This window comes from Paenibacillus sp. F024 (genome assembly GCF_057814255.1).
In genome coordinates this window covers 95,349-108,866 of record NZ_JBVASZ010000006.1, presented here as the reverse complement: position 1 = coordinate 108,866, position 13,518 = coordinate 95,349, and the positions used below count along the sequence as shown (strand labels likewise).

At 49.0% G+C, this 13,518-nt stretch carries 17 protein-coding genes and 1 tRNA gene; 1 reads left to right on the top strand and 17 read right to left on the bottom strand.

Annotated elements, in window-relative coordinates:
• Positions 1 to 42: 42 nt before the first annotated feature.
• From aroH to ACZYR9_RS08905, 16 genes are all read right to left on the bottom strand, one after another.
• Positions 43 to 420 carry a chorismate mutase gene (gene aroH, locus ACZYR9_RS08980; RefSeq protein WP_488978134.1) on the bottom strand — a complete coding sequence of 126 codons (378 nt, stop codon included), beginning with the start codon at positions 418 to 420 and terminating at the stop codon, positions 43 to 45.
• Between the two features lie 3 nt (positions 421 to 423).
• The gene (aroB, locus tag ACZYR9_RS08975; RefSeq protein WP_488978133.1) at positions 424 to 1,521 is read right to left on the bottom strand and encodes a 3-dehydroquinate synthase; all 1,098 of its coding nucleotides are present in this window, start codon (positions 1,519 to 1,521) and stop codon (positions 424 to 426) included.
• Between the two features lie 15 nt (positions 1,522 to 1,536).
• The gene (gene aroC, locus ACZYR9_RS08970; RefSeq protein ID WP_488978132.1) at positions 1,537 to 2,700 is read right to left on the bottom strand and encodes a chorismate synthase; all 1,164 of its coding nucleotides are present in this window, start codon (positions 2,698 to 2,700) and stop codon (positions 1,537 to 1,539) included.
• 203 nt (positions 2,701 to 2,903) lie between these two features.
• Positions 2,904 to 3,068, bottom strand: coding sequence for a hypothetical protein (locus tag ACZYR9_RS08965; protein ID WP_488978131.1), 165 nt, complete (start codon positions 3,066 to 3,068; stop codon positions 2,904 to 2,906).
• Between the two features lie 92 nt (positions 3,069 to 3,160).
• Complete coding sequence (locus tag ACZYR9_RS08960; protein WP_488978130.1) at positions 3,161 to 3,940, bottom strand: CheR family methyltransferase; 780 nt, start codon at positions 3,938 to 3,940, stop codon at positions 3,161 to 3,163.
• Between the two features lie 106 nt (positions 3,941 to 4,046).
• The gene (locus ACZYR9_RS08955; protein WP_488978129.1) at positions 4,047 to 5,021 is read right to left on the bottom strand and encodes a polyprenyl synthetase family protein; all 975 of its coding nucleotides are present in this window, start codon (positions 5,019 to 5,021) and stop codon (positions 4,047 to 4,049) included.
• Entirely contained in the window at positions 5,018 to 5,881 is an 864-nt protein-coding gene (locus tag ACZYR9_RS08950) for a menaquinone biosynthesis protein (RefSeq protein WP_488978128.1), read from the bottom strand. The genes ACZYR9_RS08955 and ACZYR9_RS08950 overlap by 4 nt, the downstream gene beginning before the upstream one ends.
• The gene (locus tag ACZYR9_RS08945) at positions 5,878 to 6,474 is read right to left on the bottom strand and encodes a UbiX family flavin prenyltransferase (protein ID WP_488978127.1); all 597 of its coding nucleotides are present in this window, start codon (positions 6,472 to 6,474) and stop codon (positions 5,878 to 5,880) included. The genes ACZYR9_RS08950 and ACZYR9_RS08945 overlap by 4 nt, the downstream gene beginning before the upstream one ends.
• On the bottom strand, positions 6,471 to 7,346 hold the full coding sequence (locus ACZYR9_RS08940) for a UbiA-like polyprenyltransferase (protein WP_488978126.1): 876 nt from the start codon (positions 7,344 to 7,346) through the stop codon (positions 6,471 to 6,473). Before ACZYR9_RS08940 ends, ACZYR9_RS08945 begins: the two co-directional genes overlap by 4 nt.
• A 4-nt stretch (positions 7,347 to 7,350) precedes the next feature.
• Complete coding sequence (locus ACZYR9_RS08935) at positions 7,351 to 8,085, bottom strand: demethylmenaquinone methyltransferase (protein WP_488978125.1); 735 nt, start codon at positions 8,083 to 8,085, stop codon at positions 7,351 to 7,353.
• Between the two features lie 13 nt (positions 8,086 to 8,098).
• Complete coding sequence (locus ACZYR9_RS08930) at positions 8,099 to 8,962, bottom strand: heptaprenyl diphosphate synthase component 1 (protein ID WP_488978124.1); 864 nt, start codon at positions 8,960 to 8,962, stop codon at positions 8,099 to 8,101.
• A gap of 88 nt (positions 8,963 to 9,050) precedes the next feature.
• Positions 9,051 to 9,572 (bottom strand): hypothetical protein, encoded by a 522-nt coding sequence (locus ACZYR9_RS08925; protein WP_488978123.1) that lies wholly within the window; start codon positions 9,570 to 9,572, stop codon positions 9,051 to 9,053.
• A 107-nt stretch (positions 9,573 to 9,679) separates the two neighbouring features.
• Positions 9,680 to 9,901: a trp RNA-binding attenuation protein MtrB gene (gene mtrB / locus ACZYR9_RS08920; RefSeq protein ID WP_488978122.1), complete on the bottom strand. Its 222-nt coding sequence runs from the start codon at positions 9,899 to 9,901 to the stop codon at positions 9,680 to 9,682.
• Positions 9,902 to 9,991: 90 nt separating this feature from the next.
• The gene (locus tag ACZYR9_RS08915; protein ID WP_488978121.1) at positions 9,992 to 10,912 is read right to left on the bottom strand and encodes a phosphatase PAP2 family protein; all 921 of its coding nucleotides are present in this window, start codon (positions 10,910 to 10,912) and stop codon (positions 9,992 to 9,994) included.
• Positions 10,913 to 11,121: 209 nt separating this feature from the next.
• Positions 11,122 to 11,195: transfer RNA gene (locus ACZYR9_RS08910), tRNA-Pro, on the bottom strand.
• Between the two features lie 345 nt (positions 11,196 to 11,540).
• Entirely contained in the window at positions 11,541 to 12,077 is a 537-nt protein-coding gene (locus ACZYR9_RS08905) for a stalk domain-containing protein (RefSeq protein ID WP_488978120.1), read from the bottom strand.
• A gap of 410 nt (positions 12,078 to 12,487) precedes the next feature.
• Here ACZYR9_RS08905 and ACZYR9_RS08900 point away from each other — a divergent pair, with 410 nt between their 5' ends.
• Positions 12,488 to 13,048 carry a recombinase family protein gene (locus ACZYR9_RS08900; RefSeq protein ID WP_488978119.1) on the top strand — a complete coding sequence of 187 codons (561 nt, stop codon included), beginning with the start codon at positions 12,488 to 12,490 and terminating at the stop codon, positions 13,046 to 13,048.
• A gap of 207 nt (positions 13,049 to 13,255) precedes the next feature.
• On the opposite strand, the gene ACZYR9_RS08895 is transcribed toward ACZYR9_RS08900, so the two are convergent.
• On the bottom strand, positions 13,256 to 13,474 hold the full coding sequence (locus ACZYR9_RS08895) for a hypothetical protein (protein ID WP_488978118.1): 219 nt from the start codon (positions 13,472 to 13,474) through the stop codon (positions 13,256 to 13,258).
• Positions 13,475 to 13,518: the final 44 nt, after the last annotated feature.

The following is a 13,518-nucleotide window of genomic DNA, read 5'->3' as shown; positions in this document are numbered from 1 at the left end:
CACTTTCAACTTCCTATTCTAATACCAACTATACTACCTCTGTTATGATTTTGTCAATTTGGACAGATCCGGACGCAGCCTCATCGCTTCCTTCTGAAATACATGCTTGATTTCCGCTTGGCTTTTTTCCGTATTGACAGTCACCATCAACCTGACACATTTGGGAAGGCTGCCTTCAACCGGAATTTCCAGCGAGCACATCAGCGGAACCAGCTCCCAGCCTTCCATCTGCCGGATCGCCTTTGCAGGGAAGGTCGCCGTCAAATCTTGTGTTACCGTCACGAACACATGCGCGATCTCTTCCGGGATGATTCCGTTCTCTGCTATAATCTCGTTCAGAAGCTCCGTCGTAGCCGATAAAATATCATTTTCTTCATTATTTTCTACTGTAGTTGCGCCGCGTATTCCCCGTACAAACATAAGTCAGTCCTCCCGTTTCAACTGATCCACGATGTCTCTGACCCATTCCGCGGATACATTTTTATTGATCTCCACCTTACCGATTTCGGTAGGGACAATGAAGACCATCTTGCCTTCCTTGAACTTCTTATCATGCATCATGGCTTTCATAATTTCATCGGTGTCCAAATGCGCAGGGACGGCCACCGGCAAACCGAATTTCTTGAAGATCCGCTTTGTCGTCGTGTATACCTGCTCCGGGTTACCCAAACGAACGGAAAGTTTAGCGGCGCCCACCATTCCGATGGAGATCGCTTCCCCATGCAGCAGCTCGTTATAGCCCGCAACCGCCTCCAAAGCGTGTCCGATCGTATGTCCCAGATTGAGGATGGCTCTCAAATCATTCTCGCGTTCATCCTGAGACACGACGGAGGCCTTTACGCTGCAGCCCTTGTACAAACCGTATTGCAGCGCCTCCGGATCCAAGCCGATCAGCCGATCCGCGTTATCCTCACACCATGCCGTAAACTCCGCATCCCAAATCAGACCGTGCTTGATCATTTCGGACAAGCCCGCCCGCACGTCCCGGTCCGGCAGCGTTCGGAGTGTAGCCGTATCGTACAGCACCATCTCCGGTTGATGGAATGCTCCGATAATATTCTTCGCCAATGGGTGATTGACCGCCACTTTCCCCCCTACGCTGCTGTCATGCGCCAGAATCGTCGTTGGAATCTGGACGAAACGAATGCCGCGCATATAGCTGGCCGCGACAAAGCCGGCCAAATCGCCTACAACGCCGCCGCCCAGTGCAATGACCGTTGAATTGCGATCGAGTCCCGCTTCGAGGCAAGAGGTGATCACATCCTCCAAAACCGACAGCGACTTGGACTTCTCTCCGGAAGCCACGGTATGTGAAGCTGTTGTGTACCCGGCCTGTTCCAGCTTCAACGTGACGGGCTCCAGGTATTGCTTGGCCACATGCTCATCCGTTACAATCAGCAGCGGTGAGCGTTTGCCGATTCCATGCTTATCGAAATAGGAGGCAATATCCTCCAAAATCCCATCGCCGATATAAATCGGATAGGATCGTGTTCCCAAATCAACCGTAAGCTCTCTTATCATATCCGGTTCTCCCGATTAATAGCTTTTCGTTTGTTCCAAATAGCTTTCATAATTCCGGCGGATTTCTTCGATGGAATCCCCGCCGAATTTCTCCATGAACGCGCTGGCGACCTCCCAAGCGATCACGTTCTCCATAATAACGCTCGCCGCAGGCACGGCACACGTATCGGAGCGCTCTACCTGAGCGGTAAATGCTTCCTTCGTGTCGATATCAACGCTTTGCAGAGCCTTGTACAGCGTCGAGATCGGTTTCATCACCCCGCGCACTACAATCGGTTCGCCTGTCGTCATCCCGCCTTCAAAACCGCCGGCGCGGTTGCTGGCCCGATAGAAGCCGCGTTCTTCATTGTGCATGATCTCATCATGAACCAAAGAGCCTCTGCGCTTGGCCGCTTCAAAGCCGATCCCGAATTCCACGCCTTTGAACGCTTGAATCGACAATACGGCCTGCGCAATCCTGCCGTCCAGCTTGCGGTCCCACTGCACATGGCTGCCAAGACCGACCGGAACGCCTTCAATAATGCATTCCACAATGCCGCCGAGTGTATCGCCGTCCTCTTTAGCCGCATCGATCGCCGCAATCATCCGCGCTTCCGCATCTTTATCCGTCACCCGAACCTGGGATTCCTCGGTGATCCGGATCAGATCGTCAATCGGCATCTCTTCGCGCTGCACCTCGACATCGCCGATACGAATCACTTGACCGGCCACTTTGATGCCGAATTCCTTCAGCAGCTCTCTTGCCATGCCGCCGACGGCCACACGCATCGTCGTCTCTCTGGCGCTGGAGCGCTCCAAAATATTGCGAAGATCGCGCTGATTATATTTCAACCCGCCATTCAGGTCGGCATGTCCGGGGCGCGGACGATTGACCCTGCGCTTGGTTTCATCCGTACCTTCGATCGGCTCGATGTTCATGATCGATGTCCAGTGCTTCCAATCGTTGTTCTCTACGACAAGCGCGATCGGTGCTCCTGTTGTTTTGCCATGACGAACGCCCCCGACGATCGATGCGGTATCCTTCTCAATCTGCATTCTCCGCCCGCGGCCATAGCCTTTTTGCCGGCGAGCTAGCTCATGGTTAACCGCCTCGAAATCAACAGCCAGATTGCTTGGAAACCCTTCGATAATCGCCGTCAGCTGCGGTCCGTGCGTTTCTCCTGCTGTTAAATATCTCACTTATTAATCCCCTTTCATCCTATCCCATGAAAGCCAATCCATAGCGTACTTAGACGCTTTAGCGCTTTTATGTACTCCATTCCTGTGCTAATTATAGTATAGGAGTCTTCCTTTGACAAGAAAATGAGCTTACAAAAAAAGAAACGCTGCCCTTGGCCTCATGCCGTCAGACAGCGGATCTTTCTTGATTGTGCGCTTATACCCTAGCCGTTTGCGGGTTGTCTCTTGCGTACAGAAGAGCTGCCTGTATGCTCGGGTTCACCGACCAGCCCCAGAATTTGAACCGAATCAATTCCCAGGATTTGAGCACACTCCTGCATCGTAATAAATCCACGACGGTACGCGCTAATGACCTTTCGTTTATCCATGTCAGTCCTCCAGCACGCTTTACCAGCATTCACAGCTTTTAAAAGCATTTTATGCATAGTATGGCACGACATGGAAACGATTATTCATACAATTAAACCGTCTTCCGGTAAAAAAACGTATCGGCAGATTCCAGGCCATACTGACCCGGACTGAAAATTTGCTCGGTACTGCCTACAAACAGAAGTCCGCCGGGCTTCAAAGCATTCGCAAACTTCTGATAAAGCATATGCTTGGCTTCTTCCGTAAAATAAATCATCACATTACGGCAAACGATCAAGTCAAACTGTGTATCGAACGTATCGATGAGCAGATTTTGCTTTTGAAAACGGATCGCCTTTTTCAACGATTCTTCAATATGATAAGTCATTTGTTCCTGGCGATAATATTTACGCAAATATTTGTCCGGAACATCCTTCACCGAACGGTCGGAGTACACCGCCTTTTTCGCCTTTTCCAGCGCTCCTTCATCAATGTCCGTAGCCAGCACCAGGCTGTCAGGCAGCGCACCCAGCTCCGATAGGATCATGGCCAGCGTATATGGCTCTTCACCTGTGGAACAAGCGGCGCTCCAGCATTTAAGCTTTTTGGATTTGCGAAGCATCTCCGGCAGGAAGCGCTGTTCGAGCACCTCCCAGCGGTTGGCATTGCGCCAAAACTCGGATACATTAATCGTCATTCTATCCAAAAATTCACAGAATAAGGCCTTGTCCTTGCTCATTGCATCAAAGAACGACGCAAACGTGGAATATCCTTTCTTCATCCGGAGTGTGGTAAGACGCCGCTTCATCTGGGCTTCCTTGTACTGCGCCAGGTCTATGGACGTATAGTCCTTCACCTTCTTGATAAACAGCAAAAAATCTTTATCCTCCATGACGTCATCCCGTCCCGTCAAATCCACTTTTGAATTACTTTGTTATCACTGATCATTCTACTGCTCTGCTCTATTGCTCTAACCTTTTTCCCTATCCCATGATTCTCTAATAAGAACGATTTCCTACAAAATGCGCAATGCTGATCAGGTCTTTTTTGGCCTGCAGATCGGGGAGCCCCTCCAACGACCGGATGGCCTTGTCTATGTAATGGGAAGCCATCGCCTCCGCACAGGCAATCCCATCACTGCCCCGGATCATCTTCAGAAAACCGGAAACGTCCGTTTGCCCGTCGCAGTCTTCAATTCTCTTCAATTCACGAAGCAGCGCCGGACGAAGCTCAGAATTTTGCAAAGCGAAGATGACCGGAATCGTAATATTGCCCTGCCTGATATCGCTTCCGGGAGGCTTGCCGATTTCCTTCTCGGTACCGCAAATATCTAGTAAATCGTCGCGCACCTGGAAAGCCATGCCTACATAATAACCAAAATTGAACAGCTGCTTAGCCGTTTTCTCCGGAGCCTGCGCGGCGATGGCTCCCAATTGGCAGCTGATCGCCAAGAGAAGTGCGGTTTTTCGTTTGATCCGCAGCAAATAATCTCTGACGGTTTGTTCCGTATGAAAGAATAACCGGATTTGCTCCATTTCGCCGATACTCATTTCCACCAGAGCCTTAGACATGATCTGATGAATGGACGGTTCGGAAAGCTGAGTCACAATGGTCAGCGCCTTGGCGAAAATGTAATCCCCCGTATACATCGCGATTCGATTATCCCATTTGGAACGCACCGTTAATTGACCCCTTCGCGTGTCGGCATCGTCAATCACGTCATCATGCACAAGCGATGCCATATGAATCAGCTCCAGCGGCACCGCCACATGCTTGACCCGCTCCAAATCATAATTTCCGAACTTGGCCCCCAGCAGGACAAATACCGGACGAATCCGCTTCCCCCCTGCTTTAAGCAGATGCAAGGCCGCCTCGCGAAGCATCGGATGCTCTACGTCAATGCTTCGCTCCAGCTCCTTCTCGATATAGCTGATATCTTTTTTAAATTTTGCATAGATATCCAAAAGTCTCATTCCGTCACCCGTGCTACAGAAGTATCATTCCAAATGTTCAGCGACACCTCCCGATCCAAAAAACCGAGCTCTGCCGCGTATTGATAATATAATTTCAGTCCCTCCTGCTGCTTGGGACCAAACTCATAGCTAAGCGTGGAAAAATAACGCTGCCAATAAGCTTCCGTACCCCCGATTAAGGCCTGCGCGTCCTGTACAAGCCTAGTCATATCGGCCAGCGATTTGCGTTTGCTTTCCATAAAGGCGTCAAAAATGCGCTGTATCTGCCCAGGGTGCTGCTCTACCGTCTGTTTACGAATCGTACATACGGCAAAAGACATCCACTGCCCGGTCAGCCTGGTCCACTCCTCCCCCAGATCGGTAACAAGATAACCGCGGTCCTCCCAGCTGGCGCGAATCGCGTGATCTCCGATCAGCAGCGCAGCATCGGCTGTTCTCATCATCGGCTCCAGTTCAGGAGCTGCATAAATGTAATTCGGTTCAAGCCCATAAAATTTCATCAGAATGATCTTAAGCAGGTTCACCGACGTCGCCGAAGTCGTAGGAAGCGCAATGGTCGCTTTGCCCAGCTCCTCCAGAGGCTTGCGGTGAAACAGCAGGATGGAATTCACATGACGATATGCGCTGACGGACATATGGGGAAACAGCATGTAGTCCTCAAAATTTTGACCGTAAGCAAATGAAGATATTGGACCGATGTCGATTTCCCCTTTTGCCATCGCACGATTCAATTGCGTCGGAACCTGCTGAATAACCTCCAGCTCACTGCCGAAAGAGGAGAACGGAAAATAATAAAAGAGCGGCCATACATTGGTAAAGTCAATGCGTCCGATTCGGATTGCCCGATGTTTCTCTGTCATGACTGCATACCCCATCTTTTATACATTTGATGTTCGATTTCCATCGTATCCAATATTTTGCCTATAACAAAATCAATTAAGTCATCCACCGTTTGCGGACCTTGATAGAATGCCGGCATCGCAGGGATCATCCTCACGCCGAGCCGGGAAAGCTTCAGCATGTTTTCCAAGTGGATCGCATGCAAGGGAGTCTCCCGCGGCACCATAATCAGCTTGCGGCCTTCCTTCAGCATCACATCGGCCGTTCTTTCCAACAGGTTGTCCGATGCGCCATTGGCGATGCCGGAGAGCGTCCCCATGGAACAGGGAACAATAACCATCCCTTTGGTCAAGAACGATCCGCTCGCTGTCTTGGCGCCGATATCCTGGTTAGGCGCGTATTCATACAAGCCGGCGAGTCCGCCCAAATGCTGCTCCAGGCTTTCTCGTCTGCGGCCCGCATCCCAACCCAGCTCCTCTTTTAACACCCGCCAGCCGGCATCGGTAATCACGATATGCAAATGCTCGCCTTGTGACAGCAGAAAACGGCATAGCCGGACGCCGTATACCGCACCGCTGGCGCCCGTAATGCCGATTACCCATGGTTTACTCATCCCGAATGCACCACCAAATCGATCAGCGTAAATACAAAAAGAACAATGCTTAAAGTGCTGTTCATCGTAAAGAACGCCGTGTTCAGCCTTGTCATATCCTTAGGATTGACGATCAGATGCTCGTACATCAACAGGGCATAAGATATTAGTACCCCAACCAAATACACCCATGTTAATTCGGTTAAAAAAAACAGGCCGACGAAACCTGCCGCAGTGATGATATGAAACCAGCGTGCAATTTTCAGCGCTTTGGGTATTCCGAACCGGCTCGGAATAGAGTAAAGACCTTCCTCCCGGTCAAACTCTGCGTCTTGACAAGCATAAATGATATCGAATCCGGCCAGCCAAAATACAATCGCTACATAAAAAACCAAGGAGGTCAGCGTAATTTCACCGGTTATCGCCACCCATCCGCCCAAAGGAGCCAGCGCGACGGTCATGCCCAATACGAGATGGCACGCCCATGTAAACCGTTTTGTATAAGAATAAATGACAAGAAAGAATACAGCGATCGGCAGCAGCTTTAAAGCCAAAGGACTCAACTGCGAAGCCGCCCAAAACAATAAAATAAATGAAACGATAATGAATAAAATCGCTTCCTTTGAGGATATGAGCCCGGCCGGAATAGCTCTCATCGCCGTGCGCGGGTTTTTACCGTCAAATACTTTGTCGATTACCCGGTTAAGTCCCATGGCCGCGCTTCTTGCTCCTACCATGGCAAGAAGGATCCACCAGATCTGCCCCCATGTCGGAAGCTTATCCAGCATGACTACAGAACCGAGCAGCGCCCCCATGAAAGCAAATGGAAGCGCGAAAAGCGTATGCTCGATTTTTATCATTTCCATAAATATTTTGGTCTTTCTCAAAAGCATATGGTTATTCTCCCCCAGATCCGATCGCCGCTTGCGGCTTTTTTCCGATATGAAGGGCCGCAATGCCCCCGGTGAGAGGATATACCTCAACATCCGTTAATCCCGTTTGCCGGAAGATGTCTGCAAGCTGCTTATGGTCAGGAAAGTGAACCAGGGACTCCGGCAGCCATTTATACTGCTCATAACGCTTTACAATTAATTTACCGAGCAGCGGCAGGACCTTCTGAAAGTAAAAATAGTAGATCGATTTGAACGGCTGCCAAGTCGGTTTGGAAAGCTCCAGCGAAACGACCAGGCCACCGGGCTTGATTACCCGCTGCATTTCTTCAATCACCTTGACCAGATCCGGCACATTTCTTAACGCAAAGCCGATCGTCGCGTAATCGAACGTATTGTCTGCAAACGGAAGCTCCATCGCATTGCCGCGAATAAGCCGGATCTGCTTGTCCATACCTAAGCGGCGTATTTTTTCTCCACCCACATCGAGCATATTTTGGCTGAAATCGAGTCCGACCATCTCGCCCGTCCCGCTGGCTTCAGCCAAACTGATCGTCCAATCGCAGGTTCCGCAGCATAAATCAATCGCCGCACTCCCCGGCTTTACATTCATTTTTTTCATGGTGAAGCTTCTCCATGCTTTATGCCGGCGAAAGCTCAGTATGTCGTTCATCAAGTCATATTTGGGCGCGATGCTCTCAAATACGGAATGAACGAATTGTTCCTTTGATTTGCTTTGCATTTTGTTGGTCACCTCAAATTTCCTGCGTCGCCCGCGGACCTGTTAAGTAACTGCGAAAAGGCTCTCCAATAGAGAAGAGCTCCTTCCCAAGCTTCTCGGGCTCAATACTCTTGAGCTTTTCTTGCAATTCCAAGAAGCAGACATCAAGCATTTGGTATAGCTGGGAGGTTACTTTGTATTTTAGCCATATCGAGCGAAGCTTTGTTTGATCCGCTTCCTCATGCTCCAGCAGCTTCTTTTCTTCCTTCGTCCCCCATTGCAGCACATGCCAAAAGCCCCAGCTCTCCCTGTAATGCTGGGACGTTTGGGAACGGATAATTTCCTGCAGCAGCACTTCGCAGCGGGTAAATAATCGTAAAATCTCCGGCCAAATACTATTGAACCGCTCTTCAAGCAATGAAGAAAAGGATAAGAATAACTGCGACTTCACTTCAACCATTTGGCGAATGTATTCATCGGCGGTCAGCTTCAACTGCTTCTTCATTAAATACAAATTCAATTTTAACCGGTTTACTTCACAGATCCCCTTGGATAGCTTTCCGACCAAATCAATGTGCCCGGCGTGCGACAGCAAGTAATAAAACCGGCTGCTGAAATAATCGCCGGCAAGAACTTTAAGCTGTCTGGAACGGCTTTCCGCCTGCTCCTTCACCTGATTATTGATGCTGACCATATCATGTGTATCCATTCCGATTTGAACCAGTGAGGTAACAAGCGTATACAGTTCGCTTTGATTAGCCAACGCACTGTGTTTATCTAGAAAAGCATACAAAAGCTGGCTGCGAAAATCAGGGAATTGCGGCAGATCCGTATGCTTTTGAATCATGTCATGCTCCAAATATTTTGCAGCGATCTCCGGAATCCGATAAGAGTTCATATGTAAGCCTCCGAACGAACGAAAAATCTCAGTCTTTCTCCATCTAAATTAGTATAGCATAAAGTGATCATTTTCGCATGTTTCAAGCTCAGCTTTTTTCCATAAACCGATTTTCCCATTTTGGAGCATAGGTCACCTTATAATGCGCATCTAGATATTGCTGCAATTCATTCACGCTTTGCGGACGAAGCTTCGGTTCGTTCAATAGCCATTTTTCCCGTCTTGCATCTACAGCGACAAGCAGAGCGGAACTTCCGCTGCCTTCCTGTGAGCCGTCCAAAACCCGAATCAATACTTGATGAATATTGGTCGACGATCCGAACATGACCTTCGGGATTTCGTACAAATCTTCGAACATATCCGCTTTCTCAGTCGATTTGGCGGAAAGCAAGTCCATTGATACGATCGCATGGTTAAGTTCAACCCGCCGGATTCTTTGGTGCAGCTGCATTTTGGAAACCACATCTACAATGTTTGATTCAGAGACCGGTTGTGCTTGTACAGTACGGTACACGCTGACCGTTGAGTCCAGCCTGGATAAATAAGACAACCCGACGGCAACGGCAATCGATATCGCTGTCATGAGCAACAGACGAGGAATCCATTTCACGGTATGCTCTTCCTCCTTTAGACGGCAGCCTAAACCCCGTTCAAATACTTGTCTGTTATCATTGTACAACGAAAAAAAGCAGGCTATGCCTTCGCCTGCTCGAAAAATTATTCCTCCGTATCAATAATGCCGTACTTCGTCATTATCTTAGCCTTGCCGCGGATTTTGACCGCTGAAGTATGGTCTGTGAATTGGGCGATCATGACCTCGCCTTTATCCAGCTTCTCCGTATGATGAAACCGGGTATCCTGCCCTCTCGTAAGTCCAATGACCTGCACACCGTTATCCTTGGCTTGTACGATAAAATAATCATTCTGGTTGGTTTCCATCGGTCTTGTCCCCCCGTACTTATCTTAGATAACCTTTATCATGCAGAAAAAACTAGCCGCTGTCAACTTTAAGAAAAAAGCTGCCTTCATTCAGGCAGCCATCGTTTCCTTAGGATAGGTTTGTTTCTTTGCATAAAATCCTTTCAGACGGCTTGGAACCAGCTTGAACGCCAAGCGAATCAGCAGATCCGACAGCTTCACCACACCATATGCAAAGGCCATTCCTGCAATGACGTCAAGCACCCAGTGAATCTGCAGGTACATGGTAGAAAAAATGATCGCCGAGCAGTATGTAACCATCATATATTTGAATATGCGATCCTTCTCCCGAAGCGCCAGCAGAAGCATAGCGAACGAAATGGAGGTATGCATGCTTGGGAAACAGTTCATGACATTGACAAGCAGGTCATTTTGCGTTGCAAATTGACGGCCCAGCAGATCCGGCTGGCCTTTAACCCACCATACCTCCCGCAGCAAAATCAAGTTATAGAACGGCAGAATGAGGGGAAACTGCATTAAATGGCCGGAAAGTGCAAACGACAGCATTTTTTTTATACTTTTCGTCCAAAAGCTGCGAACAATGCAAATCCATAGAGAGAGGACAAATCCGTAATTATAAATCCACACCATCATTTGATCTGCAGCAGGGTGGTGGAAGTGCCTGGCCCAAGCGGCGTCGTTCAATGGAATGCTTTTCATGAAGTTATCCCAATTCCATGGATGACGGTTGTTCTCAAACATCCAGTTGGCGATCTTCCACCACAATCCGTTCCCCGATCCATAAAAATAATAGAAGATGCCAAGTAAAGGAATACCCAGAACAAAAAAACGCTTCCAATCGGTGTCGACTTGATCTTTTCGTACGCCCATTAAGCAAATGAGAAGAAGTACCCAGCAGCCTAAACTCCAATTACCGATGACCCCGATTCTCCACACCAAAAAAATCGAGACGAGAATGCCATACATGGTCCAATCTTGTGATTCCACCCAATGCTTCCACTTAGCTGACATATGACGGTCTTCCCCTCTTGCGTGTGCTATGAAATTGTTAGAATTTTAGTTGCAAATAAAGATGAAATCAGTATATCAGATCACTCGGGAGATTGTCTTCATGAATTTTCTACATTTACTCTCGAGTCACAGCTATTAGAAACGTCTATTTCCTGGAAAACAAAAAAATCGCCCCCCATTTCGTTTAGGAAGCGATCTTCTGGTCATAATCGGAGTAGCGGGATTCGAACCCACGGCCTCACCCACCCCAAGGGTGCGCGCTACCAGACTGCGCCATACCCCGATATCAACGCCAAATCATGCGTTCGCAAACGCTTGTCGGACGCGGTGTTCCGCAATTTCACGTTAACCCGCGCTTCATTCGGCGAGATTTATTATAGCACGCAGCCGCGCACACTTGCAATAATAATGCGCGCACACATGCGCATATAAAATTTCGCTTCTACTTATATACCGCTGTTATATCGTCACTCTTCGGTAATGGACGGGGAGAGCTATAAGACTTACGAATGGTATGCGGATCATAACGTTTTCTTTCAGGGGATAACGGAGCTCGGGTGTAAGGCGATGATATGTACGTATAAAAACGCCAGCCCACCCGTGAATTCGGCGCAAGCTGGCGTTCTTTTTAATACGAATAATCGACTTGGAATTTAATCGAAGTGTATCCGGTCAAATCGTCAAGCGTTATGAAAGTCACCGTTTTAGATTCGCCCGCCTTCGTATCAAGCAGCGTCCCGGTCGCTTTGCCTACGCGCTTGCCATCCGCCCCGTAAAACGTAGCCGTCAGAGACGCGGCTTTTATGTCCTTACCCACTCTGACCTCGGCCATTACGTCCCACCCGAATTGCCCGTTTTCCGCGGTTACATCCGTAATCACGAAGTCTCCGGCCGTGTACGTTCCTTCCGCGCTCGGGTCCTGCGCCTGTGCTCCGCCCGTTATCGAAATTGTCCGCGCATCGCCGTCCCACTTAACGTCGGCCCCGAGCGATTCCGATACGATGCGCAGCGGCACGTACGAGCTGCCGTCGATAATTTCGATTGGTGTTGCGACAGCCTTACCGTTAATGAACAGTTTGATATCGGACGCTGCGTTCACGCCGAACGCGAATGATGACGCGATAATGGCGACCAAACCCGTTGTAATTGCGATTTTCTTTTTCATATTACACGCTCCTTTAACGAATTGTTATCGATGTATAGATATTCGCCAAGGCGCAAGGTAAATACTACCAAATATTTGGTTTAAGTACATAATTTTTGAAAGTAAAATACACTGCGCCAATATTTCTGGCGACCGGAACGAGGCACTTATCTTTCGCTATCCCCCCGGGATCAAAATTTTGCCGGCTTATTGCGGGGCCCTGGCGAAAGCATTTGGAATCGGACACCCCCCGGGGGCCTTGCGCGGTCCGTTCCACAAACCATCGATTACGGTACGATGATGATAACATGTGACGTAGCAAGGTTTACCGCGGCTTTTTAGTGTCAAAAATCGTTCCAAAATCATAGTCGTATAAACGTACTTGATTATGGTACAATGACGATAACGAAACGTTAAAAGGAGCGGTAACGATGAGGATCGGATATGCGCGTGTGAGCACGGCAGACCAGTCGTTGGATATGCAGCTCGACGCACTGAAGGCGGACGGCTGTGAGCGGATCTTTACGGAGAAAGCTAGCGGAGCAAAGGACGATCGGGCGGAGCTGCAGCGCGCTATGGATACGCTAAGGCCTGGTGACGTGTTCATCGTTTATAAGCTCGATCGGCTGGCGAGATCCACGATAAAGCTGATATCAACGTTAGATGAGATTAAGCAACGGGGCGCCGAATTCGTCAGTCTTAACGACAGTATCGATACATCGACGGCAGCCGGTAAAACTTTCTTCGGCGTTATGGCGGTATTTGCGGAGTTTGAGCGGAATGTCATCGTAGAACGTACAAAAGCGGGCTTGGCCGCATCGAGAGCGAGAGGTCGTAACGGAGGCCGTCCGAAAACGGATAAGCGGAAAGTAGATAAGGCGTTGAAACTGTACGATTCCAAAACAATGTCAGTATCGGAGATTACGGAGGCAACCGGAGTAACGAAAGCAACGCTATATCGAGCGATAAAGGAACGGGAGGCGGCGAATTAGCCGTCTTTTTTCGTACCCCGTGAGTTTTCGGCGGCCTCGTCTCCCGAGCGTTCCAGCCGATGAAATCGGACATTTCGTTACCCTACGTTACCTTCCTCCGTTATTTCGATGATAAGAAAAAAAAACAAATAAAACATATGTGGTCACATTTTGAAACAAAAATAAGAGCCCAGGCGTAGTCGCCCGAGCTCCCTCCGCTCCTTCCCGTTACAAGAACGTATCCGTTCCGCAAACAGCGCCATATAGCGGTTGCTCATCGCCAGCTATACGGTATTGGTGCACATGATACGTAAACTTAACGTCGATTTCAAAATCGGCGAATAGTTTCTTAATCTGAGTTAATTGCGCAGCCTCGTCGAGATCATCGGTTTCAAGCGCACCCACACGTCGGCCAAGTTCCTGTAACTTTCCAACGATACCACTCATTAAACTCTCCCCACCCTTCTGCCGATTATTCTGCTTATTTCGGA